Origin of the sequence: Nocardia sp. CC213A (assembly GCF_030766805.1) — a bacterium.
In the GTDB taxonomy this organism is placed as follows: Bacteria; Actinomycetota; Actinomycetes; order Mycobacteriales; family Mycobacteriaceae; genus Nocardia; species Nocardia otitidiscaviarum.
Genome location: NZ_JASFXA010000005.1, coordinates 64,002 through 85,970 on the forward strand (window position 1 = coordinate 64,002; position 21,969 = coordinate 85,970).

General features: G+C 69.7%; 21 protein-coding genes. 15 read left to right on the forward strand and 6 right to left on the reverse strand.

Annotated features, from left to right (window positions below):
• Window positions 1–58: 58 nt before the first annotated feature.
• The 3 genes from QJS31_RS11030 (at window position 59) to QJS31_RS11040 (ending at window position 2,658) form a co-directional block, all read left to right on the forward strand.
• Window positions 59–724: a response regulator transcription factor gene (locus QJS31_RS11030; protein WP_306356592.1), complete on the forward strand. Its 666-nt coding sequence runs from the start codon at window positions 59–61 to the stop codon at window positions 722–724.
• Window positions 721–2,097, forward strand: coding sequence for a HAMP domain-containing sensor histidine kinase (locus QJS31_RS11035; RefSeq protein ID WP_282782321.1), 1,377 nt, complete (start codon window positions 721–723; stop codon window positions 2,095–2,097). The genes QJS31_RS11030 and QJS31_RS11035 overlap by 4 nt, the downstream gene beginning before the upstream one ends.
• A 141-nt stretch (window positions 2,098–2,238) precedes the next feature.
• Window positions 2,239–2,658, forward strand: a complete 420-nt coding sequence (locus tag QJS31_RS11040) for a DUF4254 domain-containing protein (protein ID WP_282782323.1) — start codon at window positions 2,239–2,241, stop codon at window positions 2,656–2,658.
• Window positions 2,659–2,663: 5 nt separating this feature from the next.
• On the opposite strand, the gene QJS31_RS11045 is transcribed toward QJS31_RS11040, so the two are convergent.
• On the reverse strand, window positions 2,664–3,707 hold the full coding sequence (locus tag QJS31_RS11045) for an AraC family transcriptional regulator (protein ID WP_282782325.1): 1,044 nt from the start codon (window positions 3,705–3,707) through the stop codon (window positions 2,664–2,666).
• A 295-nt stretch (window positions 3,708–4,002) separates the two neighbouring features.
• Here QJS31_RS11045 and QJS31_RS11050 point away from each other — a divergent pair, with 295 nt between their 5' ends.
• Window positions 4,003–4,806, forward strand: coding sequence for an SDR family oxidoreductase (locus QJS31_RS11050; RefSeq protein WP_282782327.1), 804 nt, complete (start codon window positions 4,003–4,005; stop codon window positions 4,804–4,806).
• A gap of 12 nt (window positions 4,807–4,818) precedes the next feature.
• On the opposite strand, the gene QJS31_RS11055 is transcribed toward QJS31_RS11050, so the two are convergent.
• A complete protein-coding gene (locus QJS31_RS11055; protein WP_306356593.1) occupies window positions 4,819–5,985 on the reverse strand; it encodes an alpha/beta hydrolase in 1,167 nt (388 codons plus the stop codon).
• Window positions 5,986–6,275: 290 nt separating this feature from the next.
• Here QJS31_RS11055 and QJS31_RS11060 point away from each other — a divergent pair, with 290 nt between their 5' ends.
• From QJS31_RS11060 to QJS31_RS11100, 9 genes are read left to right on the forward strand one after another with little or no spacing between them, the layout of a single operon-like run.
• A complete protein-coding gene (locus tag QJS31_RS11060) occupies window positions 6,276–7,127 on the forward strand; it encodes an ABC transporter permease (RefSeq protein WP_282782331.1) in 852 nt (283 codons plus the stop codon).
• Window positions 7,124–7,921, forward strand: coding sequence for an ABC transporter permease (locus QJS31_RS11065; RefSeq protein ID WP_143981574.1), 798 nt, complete (start codon window positions 7,124–7,126; stop codon window positions 7,919–7,921). The genes QJS31_RS11060 and QJS31_RS11065 overlap by 4 nt, the downstream gene beginning before the upstream one ends.
• A 2-nt stretch (window positions 7,922–7,923) precedes the next feature.
• The gene (locus QJS31_RS11070; RefSeq protein ID WP_282782335.1) at window positions 7,924–8,973 is read left to right on the forward strand and encodes a mammalian cell entry protein; all 1,050 of its coding nucleotides are present in this window, start codon (window positions 7,924–7,926) and stop codon (window positions 8,971–8,973) included.
• A complete protein-coding gene (locus QJS31_RS11075) occupies window positions 8,970–10,007 on the forward strand; it encodes an MlaD family protein (protein WP_282782337.1) in 1,038 nt (345 codons plus the stop codon). The genes QJS31_RS11070 and QJS31_RS11075 overlap by 4 nt, the downstream gene beginning before the upstream one ends.
• Window positions 9,995–10,975, forward strand: coding sequence for an MlaD family protein (locus QJS31_RS11080; protein ID WP_306356594.1), 981 nt, complete (start codon window positions 9,995–9,997; stop codon window positions 10,973–10,975). The genes QJS31_RS11075 and QJS31_RS11080 overlap by 13 nt, the downstream gene beginning before the upstream one ends.
• Window positions 10,976–12,076, forward strand: coding sequence for an MlaD family protein (locus QJS31_RS11085; RefSeq protein ID WP_306356595.1), 1,101 nt, complete (start codon window positions 10,976–10,978; stop codon window positions 12,074–12,076).
• Window positions 12,073–13,137: an MlaD family protein gene (locus tag QJS31_RS11090; protein ID WP_306356596.1), complete on the forward strand. Its 1,065-nt coding sequence runs from the start codon at window positions 12,073–12,075 to the stop codon at window positions 13,135–13,137. The genes QJS31_RS11085 and QJS31_RS11090 overlap by 4 nt, the downstream gene beginning before the upstream one ends.
• A complete protein-coding gene (locus QJS31_RS11095) occupies window positions 13,134–14,105 on the forward strand; it encodes an MlaD family protein (RefSeq protein ID WP_306356597.1) in 972 nt (323 codons plus the stop codon). The genes QJS31_RS11090 and QJS31_RS11095 overlap by 4 nt, the downstream gene beginning before the upstream one ends.
• 16 nt (window positions 14,106–14,121) lie before the next feature.
• Window positions 14,122–14,715: a hypothetical protein gene (locus QJS31_RS11100; RefSeq protein ID WP_306356598.1), complete on the forward strand. Its 594-nt coding sequence runs from the start codon at window positions 14,122–14,124 to the stop codon at window positions 14,713–14,715.
• A gap of 95 nt (window positions 14,716–14,810) precedes the next feature.
• Here the strand turns inward: QJS31_RS11100 and QJS31_RS11105 are convergent, their stop codons facing one another.
• Window positions 14,811–15,704: an alpha/beta fold hydrolase gene (locus tag QJS31_RS11105; protein WP_306356599.1), complete on the reverse strand. Its 894-nt coding sequence runs from the start codon at window positions 15,702–15,704 to the stop codon at window positions 14,811–14,813.
• Window positions 15,705–15,904: 200 nt separating this feature from the next.
• On the opposite strand from QJS31_RS11105, the gene QJS31_RS11110 reads away from it, so the two are divergent.
• Complete coding sequence (locus QJS31_RS11110) at window positions 15,905–16,279, forward strand: hypothetical protein (RefSeq protein ID WP_306356600.1); 375 nt, start codon at window positions 15,905–15,907, stop codon at window positions 16,277–16,279.
• Complete coding sequence (locus QJS31_RS11115; protein WP_306356601.1) at window positions 16,276–16,554, forward strand: hypothetical protein; 279 nt, start codon at window positions 16,276–16,278, stop codon at window positions 16,552–16,554. Before QJS31_RS11110 ends, QJS31_RS11115 begins: the two co-directional genes overlap by 4 nt.
• Before the next feature lie 656 nt (window positions 16,555–17,210).
• Here the strand turns inward: QJS31_RS11115 and QJS31_RS11120 are convergent.
• From QJS31_RS11120 to QJS31_RS11130, 3 genes are all read right to left on the reverse strand, one after another.
• The gene (locus QJS31_RS11120) at window positions 17,211–18,890 is read right to left on the reverse strand and encodes a DEAD/DEAH box helicase (protein WP_306356602.1); all 1,680 of its coding nucleotides are present in this window, start codon (window positions 18,888–18,890) and stop codon (window positions 17,211–17,213) included.
• A 173-nt stretch (window positions 18,891–19,063) separates the two neighbouring features.
• The gene (locus QJS31_RS11125; RefSeq protein ID WP_143981584.1) at window positions 19,064–19,375 is read right to left on the reverse strand and encodes a pyrimidine/purine nucleoside phosphorylase; all 312 of its coding nucleotides are present in this window, start codon (window positions 19,373–19,375) and stop codon (window positions 19,064–19,066) included.
• Window positions 19,376–19,439: 64 nt separating this feature from the next.
• Window positions 19,440–21,929 (reverse strand): bifunctional (p)ppGpp synthetase/guanosine-3',5'-bis(diphosphate) 3'-pyrophosphohydrolase, encoded by a 2,490-nt coding sequence (locus tag QJS31_RS11130; protein WP_306356603.1) that lies wholly within the window; start codon window positions 21,927–21,929, stop codon window positions 19,440–19,442.
• Window positions 21,930–21,969: the final 40 nt, after the last annotated feature.

Genomic DNA, 21,969 nt, shown 5'->3' on the forward strand with positions numbered 1-21,969 from the left:
CTCCGATGAGAGTTGGATGAGAACGCCCAGTTCGGGGCCGTCCGTATGATGCCGTGGCATGCGGGTGCTGGTGGTGGACGACGAGGCCGCGGTGCGCGACGCACTGGCGCGGGCCCTGGCCGCGGAGGGCTACGACACGCGCGGGGTGGGCGATGGCGCGACCGCTCTCACTGCGATTGCCGACTGGCAGCCGGGAGTGGTGGTGCTGGACATGGTCATGCCGTTCCTGGACGGCCTGACCGCCTGCCGCACGCTACGGGCGCGTGGCGACCGCACCCCGATCCTCATGCTCACCGCCCGCGACGCCGTCGCCGACCGCATTGCCGGATTGGATGCCGGCGCCGACGACTACCTGGTCAAACCCTTCGATCTGGAGGAGTTGCTGGCGCGGGTGCGGGCGCTGGTGCGGCGCACCCAGCCCGCGGACGGTGCGGTGCTGTGCTGCGCCGATCTGGTCATGGACACCACCGCCCATACGGTGCGCCGCGGCGGACACGTCATCGAACTCAGCCGAACCGAATTCGCGTTGCTGGAGGTCCTGCTGCGCAATGCCGAGCAGGCGCTGCCCCGCGAAATGCTGGTCGAGCGGGTGTGGGGGCGGGTGGCCACCTCGAATTCGCTCGAGGTCTACATCCGGTATCTGCGGCGCAAACTCGATATCGACGAGCTGCCGCCGCTCGTGCACACCGTGCGCGGTATCGGCTACCGCCTGGGGCGGATGTGAGGCGGCTCGGGCTGCGCGGCCGGATCGCCGCGTTCTTCGTGCTCGCCATGGCCGGGGCGCTGGCGGGCATGGCGGCGGCGGCCTATCTGGTGGTGGGCCACCAGTTGCACAGCGCCCTGGATACCGGTCTGCGCCGGGAGGCCACCCGGATCACGCGGCAGTTCGCGACCGAGCCCGCGGTGGCCGCCCTCTCCGGACCCTGCCGCTACCTCGCCGCCCCGAGTTGTGTTCAGGTGGTGACGGCCGACGGCACCGTCGAATCGGATACCCGGCCCGAGGACACGCTGCCGGTGGACGACCGCACCCGCGCGGTCGCGAAGGGTTCCGCGGCGGCGTACTTCAGCGATTTCACGATCGACGGCCTCCCCATGCGCATGTACACCGCGCCGCTGCGGCCGGGCAGTGCCGTCCAGGTGGCGCAGCGCGCCGATACCGTCCCCACGGGACAGCGCCGGGTCGGTCTCGCTCTGCTCGCGGCGGCGGGGGCGGGCACGCTGCTGGCCGCCGGAATCGGGACCATGCTGGCGCGCCGCGCGCTCGCCCCCGTGGAAACGCTCACCCGGGCCGCCGAGGAGGTGGCGCGCACCCGAAACCCCGACCGGCACATCGTGATCACCGGATCCGATGAACTGGCCCGGTTGGCCGCCAGTGTCAACACCATGCTCGACGAACTCGACGCGGCCCTGACCGCGGAACGGGATGCCCGTGCGGCACAACGGCGTCTGGTCGCCGACGCCTCCCACGAACTGCGCACCCCGCTCACCGCGCTGCGCACCGATATCGATCTGCTGCGCCGCGCCCGGCGGCTGTCCCCTGAACACCTCGACGAGACGGCGGCCGCGCTGCGCGTGCGGGCGGAGGAACTGTCCGGCCTGGTCACCGACCTCATCGACCTCGCCCGGAACGACGATCCGACCGCACCCCGGGTGCCGTTCGAGGACCTGCGCGCGGACACGCTGGTGCGCGACTGCCTGGACCGGGCTCGAAGGCATTGGCCCGCCATCGCTTTCCACACCGAGCTGGAACCGACCACCGTGTACGGCAACCCCGAGCGGCTCACCCGCGCCGTCACCAATCTGCTCGACAATGCCGCCAAATTCAGTCCGCCGCACGGCACGGTCCGGGTGGAACTGACCGGCCGGTGCCTGTCGGTGCGCGACAGCGGCCCCGGTATCGCAGCACCGGACCTGCCGCATGTCTTCGACCGCTTCTACCGCTCCTCCACCGCCCGCTCGACACCCGGCCACGGTCTCGGCCTGGCCATCGTGGCCCAGGTCGCCGCGGCACACGACGCCGAGCTCACCGTCGCCTCCGAACTCGGCCACGGCGCGGAGTTCCGGCTGTCCTTCCCCGCTGCCCGCACCGAGCGCTGACCGCCCGCATTATGCTGGGGCGGCGCGAGATTCGGCCGGCCGCCGTGTCGGGTGCACCAGGGATATACCGCGAATTCACTCCGGATGGCTTGGATCACTTACTCCCCCCGCAGGGGCCGCGGTACCGGACAGGAGTTCGCCATGCTCGCCAGAATCACGCTGCGCCGCACCGTCATTCCGGATTGGCATGAGCTACTGGCGGCCTTCTGCGGCCAGATCGGTGAGCAGCCCGGCACCCACCCCGTCACCCGCTGCGCCTTCGCACTGGCGCAGCTGCACCTGGTATCGCAGGGTCATCCCCAGCACTCCGGTGAGATCGACGGTGTCCGTGCCGAACTCATCGCCGATATCGACGAGTGGGTGCGGCGCAATGTCCCGCGCGCCGCGCAGCGCCGGGAGTCCTTCGGCACCGCCGTCGATCGCATGGCGGCGGCGCAGGTGCACGCCAGTACCGTGCTGCGCACCGCCGCCAGCGCCTCCGACGAACGGGTCCACACCGCGTGGCATCGCCTGGCGACCCTCGCCGACGCATGGAACGACCGCATCCACGGCCTCGCCTGAACGCGCTACACCAGGGCCGGTGTCCGGGCGGCGGCGCGCGGGCCGCGAGCGCGGTATTCCTGTGGCGGACAGCCCTTCCAGCGCCGGAAGGCGCGGATGAACGAGGCGGCCTCCGCGTAACCGAGGCGGGCGGCGACCTGTTCGGTGGTCATATCGGTGTGGTCGAGCAGTTCCTCCGACAGCGTCTGGCGGACCTCGTCGAGCAGCGCCCGGAAGGAGGTGCCCTCCTCGTGCAGCCGCCTCGACAGCGTGCGCTGGCTCATGTACAGCTGGGCGGCCACGGCGGTCTGGTCCGGGATCTCGGCCGGGTCGCGCACCAGCAGATCCCGCACCGCGCCCGCGACCCCGGTGCGGGCCTGGCGGCGGGACAGCAGTTCACGACACAGCTGCTCGCAGGTGCTGCGCGCCCATTCGTTGGCCCGCGGCGGCGCGCTGTCCAGACACGCGCTGTCGAAGGCGATCTCGTCGACCGGATGGTCGAAGGTCGGTTCGGTGCCCAGGATGTCGCGGTAGCGGGTGGTGTCGGCGGGGCGGCGGTGCCGGAATCCGATGCGGCGGACGGGGACCCCCGTGGTGAACAGTTCGCGACCGAGCAGCAGCACACCCGTCATGACCCGTTCGACGAGAAAGGATCGCACGTCGGCGGGCACCTCGTCACCGTCGAACCGCAGCCGCGCCTCACCCTCGGACTCCTCGAAGGACAGCCCGCCGCCCACGAAGGACTGGTCCACATAGCGCAGCGCCACGTCCACCGCATCGCGCGGGGTGCGACTGCCGATCAGGCTCAGGCCCCACGGGCCGTGCAGGCCGACGTGGTCGAGGGCGCCCGCCGCCACCCCCAGTCCCGGTTCCCGACCGAAGCGCGCGAGCAGGGCGCGCATGACCGCGAGTTCCTGACCCGCCGTGACCTCGGCGCTCGGATCGACCAGCGCCGTCGTCGGCAGCCCGGTGCCCGCCAGGCAGTCCGCCGCGGGCATCCCCCGTTCCTCCGCCAGTCGTGTCAGAACGCGTACCCCGGAGGTATTCCGCAGCAGATCCCAGTCACACATGTACCCGTACCCTCATCGCCGTCGAACTGTCCCAGCGGGTTGGCGACAGATATCAACACCAACCGTTCCCTGTGACGAAACCTACAAAATGAACGGTGGTGTACACAAGACCGAACGCCAACTGACCCAGACCGCTACACCGCCAGTGATACCGGACAGAACCGATGGAATCCCCCCGAACAGGGGATACGGCACGGCACACCGACACTACTGTCTCAGTCACCACCGTTCGCGGGAGAGATGCGTCGCCGCGCCCAGTAGGGTGGGGCGAACATCAGAGCACGAGGAGGTCGCGGTGCAGGAAACCGCCGTCGTCACCGGCGCATCGTCCGGAATCGGGAAGGCAACCGCGGCGGCGCTGGCGGCCCGCGGCTACCGAGTGATCGGCACCAGCCGCAGTCCGGAGGGCATTCCGGACGCCGATCGGGTGCCGAGCGTGGAGTACCGCGCCCTCGACCTCACCGACGACGCGTCCATCGCGGAGTTCGCGCGCGGACTCGGCCCGGTCGACGTGCTGATCAACAATGCCGGGGAGAGCCAGGCCGGGCCGCTGGCCGAACTCCCCGGCGACGCGGTGGCGCGGTTGTTCCGGCTCAATGTGCTCGGCCCCGTCGCCCTCACCCAGGCCGTGCTGCCCGGAATGCGCGAGCGACGCCGTGGCCGGGTGATCATGGTCGGCTCCATGCTCGCGAGTTTCCCGATGCCGTACCGCTCCTCGTACGTGGCGACCAAGGCGGCGCTGCGCGGCTTCGCGACCGCCGCGCGATTCGAGGAGTCACCCTTCGACGTCTGGATCACCACGGTCGAACCGGGGCAGATCGATACCGGCCTGCGCGAGCGCCGCACCAGATACCTCGACGAAGGTTCCGCGCACACCGCGGATTTCACGCGCTTCATGACCGCGCTGGATCGCAAGCAGTCCGAGGGCATCACGCCCGAGCGGGTCGCGGAGACCATCGTCCGGGCCGTCGCGGCCGATCGCCCGAAACCGCTGTACGCCGTGGGCAGCAACGCCCCGCTGTTGTTCGCGGTGCGGCGGCTGCTGCCGCGCACGGTCATGGAGAAGGCCATCGCCACCGCCTACGGCCTGAAGCGCTGACCCGGCCCGGACTCAATTCGACCGCACGTGCCGCTCCAGGAACCGGTCGAACGCGTGCCGGGACAACTGCGTGCCCCAGTCACCCCAGTTGATGTCGTAGGCGTGCTCGCCGTACGGAATCGACAGCAGTTCGTGTGCCACACCGGCCGCCGCGAGCAGCCGGGCCAGCTGGGCCGACTGGGCGTGCGGCACCACGTGATCGCGGGTGCCGTGCATGAGCAGGGTCGGCGGCAGCCCGGGCCGCACATAGCTCACCGGCGCGGCCGCCGCGTAACGCTCGGGCACCTGCTCCGGGGTGCCACCGGTGTAGTCGCGCAACAGTTCCCGCGTTCCCGCGACCAGATCCGGATCGTGCCAGCCCGCCCGCAGGTCGGTGGCCGGGTAGAGGGCGGCGACCGCCCGCACCGCGGTATCGGTGACCGCGCAGCTGGGCTGGACGCGGTCGTCGGAATACGCCGCCACCAGAGCCAGATTCCCACCCGCCGAAGCGCCCGCCACCACCACCCGCTCCGGATCGAGACCGTAGCGTTCGGCGTGCTGTTTCACCCAGCCGATCGCGCACTTCACGTCGGCGGGCGCCTGATCCCAGCGCGGCGGCGGACTCAGCCGGTAGTCGATGGCGAAGACGGCGTAGCCGCGCTCGTTGAGCCACTCGTGCCAGCGCGGTGACTGCGCGCGATCACCCTCGGCCCAGCCGCCGCCGTGCACCCACACCACGGCCGGACGCGGCGAATCCGAGGTTCCCGACGGCAGTTTCACATCGAGCAGCAACTCCCGGCCGTCGACGACGTTGTAGCCGACCCCGAAGCGCGGATCCAGCGATCCGGTATTCGATCCCGCCGTGATGTACTCACCGAACGACAGGCTCGCCCCCTGCCGCTGCGCCTCCCGCCAGGACGCCACCAGCGGCACGACGGCCGCCGCCGCACCGACCACGCACACCAGCGCGGTGAGCGCACCCAGCCAGCGAACCACGGCGTGCCCGCGCAGCCGGGCCAGCAGCGCCAGCCCCGCGCCCGCGATGCCGAGCGGAATCAGGAACAGCCCGTAATTGCTGACCACCGCCGACAGCCGCACCAGCGGATCGGATATCGGGTAGCGGGCGATGATATAGGTGCTCATTCCCATTACCGCCGCGATCAGTACCGCCACGAAGGCGAATAGCCAGCGAACGATCATGCGCGCTATTAATCCATGCCGCGCCGCGCCCGGCGCGACGGCACGCCGACAGAAACCGCCATTCCGGTAACAGTGTCGAATTGCGCCGCGCATTACGGCAATAAGCTCCGAACCTCTCCGTTAGCCTCGAAAGCGGATACCCCGCGCGGCCCGCCGGAGCACCGGCGCATGACGGGTCCGCGCCTGCGTCGGCCGTGTCGCCATCCTGCCTCCTCGCCGACGCCTGCCCAGCGAGCGGGTGTCGAGGAAGCTACACCGCCTCGACACGGGAACCGAGGGAGGGAGCGGCCGTGCAGCCCGAGTCCGCATCCCCGCGCGGCGAGACCGCCTCGGCCCCGCACATCATCCGAAAGAACCTCTCCGCCACCGCGATATCGAGTCTGCGCACCTTCGGCCGCACGGTGGACCTGGCCGTCGAATCGGTGCGCGGCGCGGTCACCGACATGGTGGCGCGCACCTTCCCCTGGCGCGAAATGCTGCACCAGGCTTGGTATCTCATCACCGTCACGGCACTGCCCGCCATCCTCATGGCGATTCCCTTCGGCGTGGTGGTGTCGGTGCAGGTGGGCAATCTGATCCACCAGCTCGGCGCGGATTCACTGCTCGGCGCGGCGGGCGGTCTGGGCGTCATCCAGCAGGGCGCGCCGATTGCCACCGGACTGCTGCTCGGTGGTGCGGGGGCCTCGGCCATCGCCTCCGATCTGGGGGCGCGCACGGTGCGCGAGGAAATCGACGCCCTGCGCGTCATGGGTATCGACCCGGTGCACCGACTCGTCGCACCACGGGTGGCGGCCATGCTTTTCGTGGCACCGCTGCTCAATATCCTGATCGTATTCGTGGGCATTCTGGCCGGATACGGGGTGGCGATCGGCGCGCAGAATGTGACGCCCGGAAGTTACTGGGCGACATTCGGCGCGTTCACCGTTCTCGCGGATGTCTGGATTTCCCTCGGCAAGGCAATGCTTTTCGGATTCATCGTGGTGATCGTGGCCTGTCAGCGCGGGCTGGAGGCCCGGGGTGGGCCGCGCGGCGTCGCCGACGGCGTCAACGCCGCCGTGGTGCTGTCGGTGGCGGCCATCATCGTGGTGAATCTCGCCATCACGCAGGTGGTCACCATGTTCCTGCCGATGCGGGTGGCATGATGCGCCCACTGGAGAACGCCGGATTCGCGGTCGGCTTCGTATGGCAGGCACTCGCCGGGATCCCGGTGACGCTGGCGCGGTATCGCGCCCAGACCATGCGCACCATCACCGATATGACCTGGGGCCGCGGCTCGTTCATCGTCGGCGGCGGCACGGTGCCGATGCTGGTGGTGCTCGGCATCGCCATCGGCGCGGGGGTCGGCATCCAGTCCTTCGCCGCCCTGGACCTGCTCGGGCTGGGCTCGGTCACCGGCGTGGTGTCGGCCTTCGCGAATACGCGCGAACTCGCTCCCATCGCCGCGGCCGTCGGGTTCGCCGCGCAGGCGGGCTGCCGGATGACCGCCGAGATCGGCTCCATGCGCATCTCCGAGGAGATCGACGCCATCGAATCCTTCGGCCTGCGCTCGGTCCCGTTCGTGGTCACCACCCGGGTGATCGCGGGGGCGGTGGCGATCGTGCCGACCTTCCTGATCGCGCTCATCCTGTCGTATCTGGCCTGCGATACCGTGATCGTGCTGCTGCACGGCCAGGCGGGCGGCGTCTACGACCACTACTTCTTCCAGTTCACCAGCGGCTACGACATCGTCGCGGCGGTGGTGAAGATCCTGGTGTTCGGCGTCGCGGTCATTCTCATCCACTGCTACTACGGCTTCTTCGCCTCCGGCGGACCGGAGGGCGTCGGCATCGCCTCGGGGCGAGCGGTGCGCGCCAGCTTCGTCGCCATCGTCGGCCTGGACATGGTGCTGACGCTGCTGCTGTGGGGCGTCGACTCGGCCATCGAGTTCCCGGGGTAGCCATGCCGAACTACGCGATTCCCGGGGTGCGGACCACACGGCCCATGGCCCGCGGGCTCGGCGTGCTGCTGGTGATGTGCACGGTGGCGGCGGTGCTGGCCTGGAACGCCTACCAGCGGCGAGCACCCGCGGACACGCTGCGAATCCAGTTGCGCACCGAGCAGATCGGGGCGGGCATCGGCGTCGGCACGGCGGTGCGGTTGGACGGGGTGGCGGTCGGCCGGATCGCGGCGGTGCGGCCCGTCGAGCGGGGGCGGCAACTGCTCACCCTGGAACTGGACCGGTCCCAGACCGCCGGCCTCACCGATACTTTCGGCGTCGACTACGCGCCGGAGAATCTCTTCGGCATCAGCACGCTGGCGCTGCGCGCCGAAGCGGGCGGCGCGCCGCTGCGCGACGGGCAGCTGATCGATGTGGGCGGACGCGTCGAGGACGTGACCATGGGCGCGCTGCTGCGCACCCTCACCGGAACCGTCACCGAGGTGCTCACTCCCGAACTCACCGAACTGCTCACCCGCATCGACACCGATCTGCGGGCCTTCACGCCGATCATCGAGGCGGTCGTCGAGCTGGGCCGGATCGTCGCCGACACCCAGGTGTACCCGTCGTCGTTCCTGATCGACCAGTACGGGTCGTTCCTGAACGGGTTCGGCGCGTTCACCTCCGCCACCTTCCGGCTGGCGGCGGCCCTGATGGATATCGAGATCTTCCGGACCGAACGGGAGCGCTACGACACGTCCATCACCGTCATCCGCGACGGGGTGCTGCTCGGTCTGGCCGATACGCTGCACACCCTGCGCACCCACCTCGGCGGACTGATCGGCGCGCTCACGCCCACCGTCGAGGCGCTGGCGGGCACGGTGCCCGATCCGGCGACCTCGCGGGCGCAACTCACCGAACTCATCGAGCGCCTGGACCGCGTCTTCGCCGACACGCCCGACGGTCCCGTGGTGTCGCTCGAGGTGACCCTGCGCGGCGTCCCGGCGGTGGGCGTACCCCTGCTCGGGCAGCAGGCGTTCACGGCTCTCACACAGCCGGAGGGGGTGCGATGACGAGAGGGGCGACGACGAGATCCGCCACGGTCGGGGTGCTGGTGCGGCTCGGCGTGTTCACCGCCGCCATGCTGGCGCTGCTGTTGGTGGTGATCACCGCCATCCTGCGGCCGGTATCCGGCGACACCGTCGGATACCGCGCGGAATTCACCGATGTGAGCGGTCTGAAGCGCGGTGACGACGTGCGCATGTACGGGGTGCAGGTCGGCGAGGTGACCGCGATCGAACTCAGCGGCGCGACGGCAGTCGTCCGGTTCACGGTGCGCACCGACCGGCCCGTCTACGAGAGCAGCGGGCTGGCCATCCGGTATCAGACGCTCACCGGGCAGCGGTATGTGGATGTGCGGCAACCGGATCGGCCCGGCGCGCGGCTCGGGGCCGGTGCCACCATCGGGCTCGACAAGACCATCCCGTCGTTCGATATCACCCAGCTGTTCAACGGCCTGCGGCCGGTGCTGGAGGAGTTCTCCCCCGGCGCGCTCAACCACTTCGCGGAGAGCGTGCTGGCGGTGATCCAGGGCGACGGGTCCGGTATCGGGCCCGCCCTGGACGCCTTCGAACGACTCAGCCGCTATGTGAGCGACCGGCAGGCCGTGCTGTCGCTCATCGTGTCCAATCTGCAGGACATCTCCGACCAGATCGGCGGCAAGTCCCCGCACCTGGTCACCCTGCTGCGCGGGATCGCCGACGTGTTCACCGCCCTGAACATCGAACTCGACGGGCTGCTGCTGTTCGCCGACACCGCGCCCTCGGCCCTGGGCCCGCTGAACAGTCTCATGGCGACGCTGGGATTCACCGAGCGCAGCAATCCGCTGCTGGTGCGGGACCTGCGGCTGCTGTTCCCGGATCCGGACCAGGCCCTCGACGTGCTCGGCCGCCTGCCCGGCCTGTTGCAGACCCTGGCCGACCTGCTGCCACCGGCCGACGGCACACCCGGCCGGGCCGACCTCACCTGCTCGCGCGGACCGGCCCCGGTGCCCGCGCCGTTCGCCGTGCTGATCGCCGGACAGAGGATCGCGATATGTCGGAACTGACGCCCGCGCGGGAGCTGCGGCTCGGCCTGTACGGGGCCGTGGCGCTGGTCGTGCTGCTCATCGCCACCGGCATCGTCTACGTGCTGCCGATCGGCAAGCGCGTCTACACCGCCGAACTCACCGAGGCCCGGTCGGTGGATGTGGGTGACGAGGTGCGGATCGCCGGAATCGGGGTCGGCGCGGTGAAATCCCTGGAACTGCTGCCGGATCGGGTCCGCATGACCTTCACCGTGGACGACAACGTCCGGCTCGGCGACCGCACCGCCCTCGAGGTGCGCATGCTGACCGTGGTGGGCGGACACTACATCGCCGCCTTCCCCGCGGGTGACGAACCGCTCGGCGACCAGGTCATTCCGCCGGAGCGGGTGCGCCTGCCCTACAGTCTGATCCGCGTTCTCCAGGACGCCGCCGCACCGGTCGCCGAGGTGGACGGCGATACGCTGCGGGCCAACTTCGCCGCGCTGGAACAGGCCCTGGAGGAGAGCCCGGACGCGCTGCGGCGCATGGGTATCGCCGTGGAGAGCATCGTGGGCGTGCTCGATCGGCAGAACGCGGAGATCTCGCGGGCGCTGACCGTGATGGACGAGTACCTCACCGTCATCGACGCCAACACCGCCCTGCTGGGCACCTTCGTCCGCAAGCTCGGGGACATCGAAACCCGTGGGCTGGCGAAGAAGGCCGAGATCGCGGAGGCGCTGCTGGTGACCAGCCAGCTGCTCTCGCGCATCGCGGCCGTCGAACCCGCCTGGCGCGAGGTCCTGGAACCCCTCGCAGACCAACTCGTGCGGGCCGTACCGCAATTGGAGGAGCTGGGACGGCGCATCGACGCGTCGCTGCACGGCCTCGGACTGCTGCGCACCCGGCTGCGGGCGGCGATCACCCCCGAGCACGGACTGAGCGTCGACCAGTCCGCCATCACCGTCGAGGCCCCGCCGGTATGTGTCCCGGTGCCGGGAAGGCGGTGCTGAATGAAACGCTTCCTCGGCTCACCGGGTTTCACGACCGTGGTCGGCGTCGCCCTGGTGGTGCTGGTCGCCGTGGTCGGCTACCTCGTCGCCTTCCAACCCGGGAAACGGATGCTCACCTACTGCGCCCTCATGCCCGACGCCATCGGCCTGTACCCGGGCAATGACGTGACCATGCGGGGGCTGCCGGTCGGTGTCGTCGACACCGTGCGTCCCCAAGGCGATTCGGTGCGGGTGGGCTTCCGGGTGGACGCCGAGCATCCGCTGCGCGGCGCGGTCACCGCCACCACCGTCTCCGATACCGTGCTCGCCGACCGGGAGCTGGAAGTGTTGGGCGACAACACCTCCGAGCAGCTCTGGGACGCCGGGACCTGCGTTACCGAGACCTTCACGCCCAAGAGCATCAGCCGCACCCTGGAGGCGTTCTCCACCCTCGCCGATGAGCTGACCGGGCACGGCGACCCCGCCGAACGGGAACGACTGCGCGACAGCGTGATCGCCTTCGACCGGGCCACCGACGGCACGGGGGAACGGCTCAACCGGGTCATTCGGGAACTCGCCACCGCACTGCGGCAACCCGCCGCCGCCATCGGACATATCGGCGATCTGATCGACGCCTTCAGCTCCATCGCCCGCAGCATCGCGCTCAACTGGGGTGACATCAAACTGGCGCTCACCCAGGCCGGGGAGGGCTTCGACTTCGTCAACCAGATGTGGGACCGCACGGTGCAGATCGTCGATTCCCTGCTGGTGATCCTGCCGTGGCTCAACCGCATGACTCTCGAGTACGGGCAGCCCGTGCTGCGCGGCCTCGACGCACTGGTGCCGAAACTGCGACTGCTCTCGGCGCACATCGGATCGCTGCGCCAGCTGCTGGAGCTGATCCCGGCCCTGGTCGGCGCCTTCCGCGACACCCTCGACCCGGAGACCGGACAGGTCCGGATCACCTATGCCCCACCGCGCGTCGCGCTCCCACAGCAGCTGGCCGACCAGGTGTGCGGGGCCGTCAACGCGGTCGCACCCGGACGCTGCCGCGACGCCGAGCACGGCATGGCGACGGCGGACCTGGTGCCACTCGTCCTCGGATTGGCAGGTGCGCGGTGAACACACCACCTCCCCGTCGGCGACGCGCGGTCGCCGCCATGGCCTGCGCGGCGGTCGCCGGCCTGTCGGGCGCGTGCGGTGTCGACCCGGCCGCCGTGCCCGTGCCCGGCGCGTCCGTGGCCGGGCCGACCTACGAGATCCACATCGAATTCGCCAACGCGCTGAATCTGCCCGCCCAGGCCAAGGTGATAGCCAATGGCGCGAAGGTCGGCAGTCTGCGGTCGGTCGCCGTCGTCGATCCGTCGGGGGCGGGACCGGGGCGGATCGACGCCGTGGTCGAGATCTCCAGTGCGGTACGGCTACCGGTGCGCACCACCGCGCAGCTGCGACAGAACACGCTGCTCGGTGATGTGTACATCGGACTGACCACGCCATCCGGGGAGACCGGCGCGACCATTCCGCCCGGCGGCACCATCCCGCTGGAGCGGACCCAACCCGCCCTGCAGGTGGAGGATCTGCTCGCGGCACTGTCCGCCTTCGTGGGCGGCGGTGCGCCGCAGCGGATTCAGGACATCATCGACCAGGCCAATGCGGTGCTGCCCGCCGCGCCCGAGGAGACGGCGCGCATCGCCGACCGGCTGGGCACCGACGTGCGCGATATCGCCGACAATCTGGATGCCGTCGACCGGTTCCTGGACGGCTTCGAACGCAATCTCGAAGCGGTGCTGGCCAATCCGCGCGAACTCGGGACGCTGCTGAGCGAACGGGGCTCCCGGGAGCTGCCCGCGGATGTGCGGTCGCTGGTGTACACCCTCGGCATCCTCAGCTCGCTCGGGGTGATCGGGCAGTCGTTGCAGTGGACCGCGCCGCTGCTGCGCGCGGGAGATGCCGCCGCCAAGGCTTTCGTGCCGCTGCTGCTGGGCGGCAATCCGCTCGACCTCAGCGCACCGTCCAATCTGAACCGCCTGGTGGCGCTGCTGCGCGAGAAGATCATTCCCTTCGTGGAGCGCGGACCGAAGGTGAATGTCACCGGGGTACGGGTGGAGGGCGCGACCCTGCCCGCCGAGGAACGGATCGACGGGATCGTCCGGGCGCTGCGCATGATCGGAATGGTTCGATGAAGGCGAAAACCCCGCTCTCACTGGCCAGTATCCTCACCATCCTGGTGGTGGGCAGCGCCTACCTGGCGTTCGGCGTGGTGCGGGTGACCTGGTTCTCCGAGCAGGTGCACGCCACCATGTACGTGCCGGAATCCGGTGGGCTGCTGCCGCGTTCGAAGGTGCTGCTGTCGGGGGTGGAGGTCGGCCGGATCACCGCGGTCGAGCATGTGCCGGGGGCGGTTGAGGTGCGCTTCCGCGTCGACGCGGACTACCCGATTCCCACCGCCAGCGCCGTGCGGATCGAGGGGCTGTCCGGACTCGGGGAGTCCTATCTGCTGTTCGACCCGCCCTCGGCCGAGGGGCCGTACCTGAGCGACGGACAGGTGGTGCGGGCGACGAAGATCAGTGCGCCGGTGTCGATTCCGGATATCGCCCGCACCACCACCGAACTGCTGCGGCAGCTGGATCCGACGGCGCTCGCCTCCATTGTCGAGACCCTCACCGCGGCGACCGAGAACACCGAGGCGGTGATTCCGCAGCTGTCCCGGGCCACCGATCTGCTGGCGGCGACGCTGCTGGCCCGCACCGACGTGATCCGGCAGTTGCTCATCGCGCTGCAGGCCAATGCGAGCGATATGGCATGGTCGGGTCCGGCGCTCATCCAGGCATCGGAGCCGTGGGCCGAATTCGGGCCCCGGGTCATCGATGTGGCCGACTCCATCGCCCGCGTCATCCGCGCGGGCAATCTGCCCGAATCCTTCCTGGTGCACACTCCCGACACCATCGGTCTCGCTCCCTTCCTGCGGGAGCTCACCGTCCGCGTCGACCGGATGGGACCCGAACTGGCACCGCTGATCCCGCTGCTGGAACCGGTGCTGGCGCTGGTTCCGCCGCTGGTGAGCCAACTCGATCTCGGCAGCCTCATCGCCCAGGCGCTGCACGCCACCACACCCGACGGCACGCTGCGCCTGCGAATCACCGTCAACTGACCGACAGGAGTCCGTCATGACCGTCGATCTGACCAAGCGCACCACCCCGCGACGCCGACGTGAATCCGCCGGGGCGCGACCGGTTCCGCGCACGGTGGCCATTCCGCTGACCACGCTGCGCTGGGCCGCGGCGGTCGCGGTGGTCACGGTGGTGGCCGCCGCGTTCGGGGTGCTGCTCCTGGTGGCGCGCAACGACATCGCCGAGCGCGACGCGGTCGCCGCCGCCACCGACCGCGCCGAACAGGTGGCCACCGACTACGCCGTGGGGGCGTCCACGGTGAACTTCGCCGACTTCGATGCCTGGGTGGTGCGGCTCAAGCACAACACGGCACCCGCGCTGGCCAACAAGTTCGACGCCAGCGCCCCGGCCCTGCAGGAGATCATCGCGCCGCTGCGGTGGACCTCCACCGCCATGCCCATCACGGCCAAGGTGGTGTCGGAATCCGGTGGCATCTACAAGGTCAACGTCTTCGTCAATGTCAGCTCCACCAATGCCCAGAACCCCGACGGGGCGCAGACGACGGTGACCTACAACGTCACCGTCGACCGCAATGCCGACTGGAAGGTCACCGATGTGGGCGGCATGGAGGGCGCGCTGCCGTTGAAGTGAGCTGCCGTTGAAGTGAGCTGCCGTCGAAGTGAGCCGCCGTTGCGGTTAGCCACGAGCGCGCCCCGCGTCCGACGAGCGCACCGCGCGACGGAGAACTATTCCGGGACAGCGCTGTTCGACGCTTCATGGCGGGCGGCGAAGGCGAGTATCCGCGCCGCGACCCGCTGCGGAATCTCGTAGAACACCCCGTGTCCCCGGCCGGGATACACCTGGGTCTCACCGTTCGGAATGTTCTCGACGATCCTGCGGCTGGCCACCTCGGCATCGGTGACCAGGGAGTCGCCGCCGAAGACGACCAGGGTCGGCACCGTGATCGCCCGCAAATCGGCGTCTTTCAGCACCCGCGCCCACCCGATTCCCATCCGGTAGCGCAGCGCCGCCTTGGCGACCGCGAACTCCTGCTCGGTCACCTCGACCCCGGGGCTGAGCCACGCCATCATCTTTCGCATATTCGCGTCCGAGCGTCCGCCCATTCCGAAGCGGATCATCTTCAGCAGCACCCGCCACGGCGGCTTGGTGAACATCCCACCCGGCTCGACGAGCGTCACGCTGGCCAGCCGCCCCGCGTCGTGCAGCGCCACCAGACTCGCGTGCCAGGCTCCGTGCGAATAGCCCACCAGGTGCACGCGTTCCAGCCCCAGCCCCGCCAGCACCTCGTTCACCCACACCGCGAAGTCAGCTTCCCGGGTCAGTGGTGCCCTCTGCACGCTCCGACCCGCGGTGCCGATGGTGTCCAGCGCGTAGACCACCCGATCGCGAGCCAGATCCTCGATGACGTAATGCCAGGCCAGGCCGTTGGATCCGACACCGTGCAGCAGCACGATCGGAATCCCGTCCCCCTCCCCCGACCACCGCACATGCGTCGAACCGAATGACGTCGCGATTTCGGCCTGCGTCACCGGCAGCGGCCACAACCCCTCCGCCGCCTCGTACATCGCCAGATACTCCGCCCGTGCCGCGTCATTGGCGAATCGCCCGATCTTGGCCATGACCACCCCTTCATCCTCGTTGATGGTATCAACGTACCACGTATTTGGTACGCACATACCATCAAATGCGGCGCCGCTAACGCCTGTGAGAAGGCTCATGAAACGGGGGCAACATCTAGCCCGAACAACGAGCGTCAGCAAATATCTAGCTACCGCTCGTTCGGGGCGGCGATCTCATCGACTCGCACAGGGGAGTTCGAATGCACAAGAAATCCGCAGTACTCGTCCTACTCGGCACGGCGGGCATCGCGACCGCCATCGGCGGCGGAACGGCCTCGGCACTGACGGTGGATCCGCAGCCCGGCGCGGCATCGGTGACCCTGAACCAGGGCGAAGCCGCCGCCGTCGCGTCCATGAACCTGGGCCCCGCCCTCGCTCAGGTCGCCCTCCCGGGCTGGTCTCCGGCCGGAAAGAACGAGGTCGGCAATACGATCAGTTCCGACGCCGCCATCGCGGGGTCGATGCCCGACGGCTGGATGCGCATCACCCTGCACGGCCCCATCCAGATGCCGACCCAGGTATCGGTCTCCCGCCCCGCCACCGAGGCCGAGATGCAGCAGCGGTCCGGGTCATGAAACGACTCGGATACGGCCTGCTCGCCGCCGCGGCCACCGTGTCGGCGGTAGCACTGTCCACCGCGACCGCCAACGCGGGCATCCCCGCCGGCGTCTACTGCGCCGGAGCGTTCTGCTACAACACCACCGACCAACCGCAGACCGTCACCGGCACCGAGGTATGCCCGAACGGCCCCCAATACGCCGTATCAGGCCTCATCCCCCCGCACGGCGCGGGCGCGGTCGGCGCCTTCGCCTGCCCGAACGGCGTTCAGCCCCAGGGCATTCTGTACTGACGGCCCACTCCGGACCGGCCAACCGGATCGGCGACAGCCGGCCGTGCGCCGCCCGGCCACCGTCCTCGGACGGCGAAGCGATCCGTGCACCGGCGGCCGGTCCGGCGAACCGCGAACCGACCTCCGGTGCACGATGCGGCCGGTCGATGCTCACCCGCATGCAGCGCGCAGCACGTCTTGGCCGCAGCGCGGGCGGACAGCTCACACGGTTGTGGAGGGGCGGTGGGTTCCGCCGCGCCGGTCATGGATACGCCGTTCGGCCGTATGGCGCACGCCGAACGCACGGCCCGATGAACCACGAACGCACCGAGGGCGCGCCACAGCGCTGGTCCGAATCCCGCCCTTCAGCACGGGGGAGGACGTCGACCTTCCCCTGCCCGTGCGCCCCGCAATCCGCGGCCGGTGCCTGTACTCGGCTACGCGAGTGACGGCACGTCCGCTGCACACACTGGTGCCTGCGGGCGACCTGCCGCTCGAGTCAGCGGTGCCCGGTCTGCTGGGCTCTACGCTGACCCCGCGCAGCGCATGCGCTGCGAGCGGTCCGCACGAGCCAAGGCTTCCGAGCGAGCGCGGAACGACTTCGACAGCACGCGTGGCGGACCGGTCGGCATGGCGCGCGCGCTGCGGGCGGCCCGAGCCAGCGAGCGCCTCTCGAATCAGCGGCGGCCGGTTTGGCGGGCGGCGGCCTGGCCACCGGTGCGCGCACGCTGCGGGCGGGCCGCAGACTGTGACCGCGTACGACCCGGCTCAGCGGCGCGGTCGGCGTGTGGCGACCCCTGCGGCCGGACGGCGCGCCTCGGAGCTTGCGACCGAGTACCGCTCGAATCGGCGGTGGCCCGGTCGGCATGACGCGGTCGGCCACCGCGAGCCGGTGTCTCCGAGCCGGTACGGGCCGACTCGGCAGCGCGCGTAGCCGACCGGTCGGCGTGACGCGTGCGCGGTGGACGGGCCGGAGCCTGGGGGCCACTGCCGCGCGAATCGGCCGTGCGGGTGGCGGTTCCGGTACCGGTGTGGCGGCCGCGGCCGGAGGATTCGCCCGTGCCGCGGGTGCGACCGGAGTGGGCACGGCGGGCATCGGACGCCGCGGCCTTGCGGGCGGCGGGACGCCGATCGCGTTCCGGCGATGTCGCGGCGGGCTCGGGGCGGGCGGTCACCAGCGGGGCGATGGGGCCGACCAGGGTGGTCACCTCGGCCGAATTCCCGGTCACCCGTTGCGGGGTGGCGGTGATGGCCGCCTTGCGAAGCAGGGCGGCGACGTCCCGGCGCTGCTCGGGCAGGACCACGGTCACCACATCGCCGGAGCTGCCCGCGCGGGCGGTGCGACCGGAACGGTGCAGGTACGCCTTGTGTTCGGCGGGCGGGTCCACGTGGACGACCAGTTCCACGTCGTCCACGTGCACACCGCGGGCGGCGATATCGGTGGCGACCAGTACGCGCGCGGTACCCGCGGCGAAGGCGGCGAGGTTGCGGTCGCGCACCGCCTGGGAGAGGTTGCCGTGCAGGTCGGTGGCGGGAATGCCAACGGCCGTCAGCTGTTTGGCCAGGCGGCGGGCGTGGTGTTTGGTGCGCATGAACAGGATGCGGCGGCCGGTGCCGGAGGCCAGCACCTGCACCAGATCGCGTTTGGCGCCGGCGTCGGTGACCTCGAAGATGTGGTGGGTCATGGCCGGAACCGGCGAATGCGCTTCATCCACGCTGTGCGACAGCGGGTTTCGCAGGAAGCGTTTGACCAGTTTGTTCACGCCGTTGTCCAGGGTGGCGGAGAACAGCAGCCGCTGGCCGGTATCCGGAGTGGCCGCGAGAATACGGGTCACGCCGGGTAGGAAGCCGAGATCGGCCATATGGTCGGCCTCGTCGAGCACGGTGATGCGCACCGCGTCCAGCGAGACCAGGCCCTGCTTCATGAGGTCCTCGAGGCGGCCGGGGCAGGCCACCACGATCTGCGCGGTCTTCAGCGCGCGCGCCTGCCGATTCTGCGGGACGCCACCGAAGATGGTCGTCACCCGCAGTCCGCACGCGGTGGCCATGGGTTCGAGGGTGGCGGCGATCTGGGTCGCCAGCTCACGTGTGGGGGCCAGGATCAGCCCGGCCGGACGGGCGGGCGTGACAGCCACGCCGGCGAGCCGGTGCACCATCGGAATGGAGAAGGCGAGGGTTTTGCCGCTGCCGGTCTTGCCGCGCGCCAGCACGTCGCGACCCACCAGGGTGTCGGGCAGCGTGGCCGCCTGAATCGGGAAGGGCGCGGTGATCCCGTTCGCGGACAGCGCGTCGATCAGGTCGGTGCGCAGGCCGAGAGCGGCGAAGGTGGTGGCAGGGCTCGATGAACGAGTCGTCATGGGTATTGGGGGTGCCTTTCGAGCATCTGGGGTGACCGCAGCGGTGCACGAAAGAAAGACATCCACGACGGAATGAGCACAAGATCAGTACTCGACTCCAGCACTATAGCTCATCGCGGCCACCCGGGACGGATACTGTGTCCCGTCCCGCAGTGGCCGCGCGGCACGGACACTCAGCCGTAGTGGCAGACGTAGTGCACCGGCGAGAGCACCTCGATCTGGAAAGAGCTGTTCGCGGGCACGTCGAAGGACTGCCCGCCCCGGTAGGTGACGGCCTCGCTCGCCCCGGCGAGGGTGATCCGGCACTCACCGTCGAGCAGTTCCATGACCTCGGGCGCGCCGGTGTCGAATGTCAGCGTGGCCGGGAGAATCGTCCCCACGGATTTGCGGGTGCCGTCGGCCAGCTCGATATCGTGGCTGAGGCACTTGCCGTCGAAGTAGACATTGGCCTTCTTGGTGACGGTGACATTCTCGAACGTCGTCATGAACTCTCCTCGTTCCGGGGACGAGCCAGCCTAGCTGGCGTCGTCCCCGGATCGGACGGGGAGGTCAGGCCGCGGAGGTGACGCGGTAGACGTCGTAGACGCCCTCCACATTGCGGACCACATTGAGCAGGTGGCCCAGGTGCTTCGGGTCGCCCATCTCGAAGGTGAACTTGGAGATGGCCACCCGGTCGCCGGAGGTCATGACCGAGGCGGAGAGGATATTGACCTTCTCGTCGGCGAGCACCTTGGTGACGTCGGAGAGCAGGCGGGTGCGGTCCAGGGCCTCGATCTGAATCGCGACCAGGAAGACCGAGGACGGGGACGGGGCCCACTTCACCTCGATGATGCGTTCTGGCTCACTGCGCAGCGAGTCGGCGTTGGTGCAGTCGGTGCGGTGCACCGAGACCGCGCCGCCGCGGGTCACGAAGCCCATGATCTCGTCGCCCGGCACCGGCGTGCAGCATTTGGCCAGCTTGGCCACCGTGCCGGACGCGCCCGGAATTTCCACGCCCGCATCGCCGGTGCCGCGCTGGCGCGCGGGAACCGTTGAGGGCGTGGACCGTTCGGCGAGTTCGTTCTCCACATCGCCGACGCCGCCGAGCTGCGCCATGAGCCGCTGCACCACGTGGTGCGCCGACACCTGGCTCTCGCCGACCGCGGCGTACAGCGCCGAGATATCGGCGTAGTGCAGTTCGTGGGCCAGCGCCGACATGGCGTCGGCGCTCATCAGGCGCTGCAACGGCAGGCCCGAGCGGCGGACCTCCTTGCTGATGGCCTCCTTGCCCGCTTCGAGGGCCTCCTCGCGGCGCTCCTTGGCGAACCACTGCCGGATCTTGGCCTTGGCGCGCGGGGAGACCACGAAGTTCTGCCAGTCGCGGCTGGGTCCGGCGTTCTGCGCCTTGGAGGTGAAGATCTCGACGACCTCGCCGTTCTCCAGCTGCCGTTCCAGCGCGACCAGGCGGCCGTTCACGCGCGCGCCGATACAGCGGTGGCCGACCTCGGTGTGCACGGCGTAGGCGAAATCCACCGGGGTGGATTTCTGCGGCAGCGTGATCACATCGCCCTTGGGGGTGAACACGAAGATCTCGGGCGATTTCAGATCGAAGCGCAGCGACTCCAGGAACTCGGCCGGGTCGGCGGCCTCCCGCTGCCAGTCCAGCAGCTGCCGCATCCACGCCATGTCGTCGACCTCGGTCGAATCGTTGGAGTGCTTGCCCTTGGTCTCCTTGTACCGCCAGTGCGCGGCGATGCCGAACTCGGCGGTCCGGTGCATGTCCTGGGTGCGGATCTGCACCTCCAGGGGTTTGCCGTCCGGACCCACCACGGTGGTGTGCAGCGACTGGTAGACGCCGTAGCGCGGCTGGGCGATGTAGTCCTTGAACCGGCCCGCCATGGGCTGCCACAGCGAGTGCACCACGCCCACCGCGGCATAGCAGTCGCGCACCTCGTCGCAGAGGATGCGGATGCCGACCAGGTCGTGGATGTCGTCGAAGTCCTTACCCTTGACGATCATCTTCTGGTAGATCGACCAGTAGTGCTTGGGGCGGCCCTCGACGATGGCATTGATCCGGCTGGCGGCGAGGGTGTTGACGATCTCGGCGCGCACCTTGGCCAGGTAGGTGTCGCGGGAGGGCGCGCGGTCGGCGACCAGGCGCACGATCTCGTCGTACTTCTTGGGGTGCAGGATCGCGAAGGCGAGATCCTCCAGCTCCCATTTGACGGTCGCCATACCGAGCCGGTGCGCCAGCGGCGCGATCACCTCGAGGGTTTCGCGGGCCTTCTTGGCCTGCTTCTCCGGCGGCAGGAACCGCATGGTGCGCATATTGTGCAGCCGGTCGGCCACCTTGATCACCAGCACGCGCGGGTCGCGGGCCATAGCGATGATCATCTTGCGAATGGTCTCGGCCTCGGCGGCCGCGCCCAGGTTCACCTTGTCCAGCTTGGTGACGCCGTCGACCAGGTGCGCGACCTCCTGACCGAATTCACCGGTCAGCTCGTCGAGCGAGTAGCCGGTGTCCTCGACGGTGTCGTGCAACAGCGCGGCCACCAGCGTGGTGGTGTCCATGCCCAGCTCGGCCAGGATATTGGCCACCGCCAGCGGATGGGTGATGTACGGATCGCCGGATTTGCGGAACTGATGCGCGTGCTTCTCGTCGGCCACGTCGAAGGCCCGCTGCAACAGCTGCAGGTTGGCCTTCGGATACAGCTCGCGATGGACGGTCGCGAGGGGTTCGAGCACCGGCTTGACGGCGGCGATTCCGCGCTGGCCGGTCATGCGGCGGGCCAGGCGGGCGCGCACGCGCCGGGAGGCGGAGGTCGGCACCGCGGCGGGCGCGCCGCCCTGGCGTTGCGCCACGGGGACGCCCGGGCGCTGTGCCGTCGCACCGGCCTGGCGCTGAGCGGCCGGATCGCCCTGCCGCTGAGCCGCCGGATCGCCCTGCCGCTGTGATGTCGGATCGCCCTGGCGCTGGGGCATGGAATTAGGGGTGGGCGGGGTGGCCGATGCGTCATTGTTCGATTGCCCGGCATTCGCCTGTTCCAAATGCTGAGTCATGCCACACCACCTCTCCCGGCCGCGATCGGAACACCATATC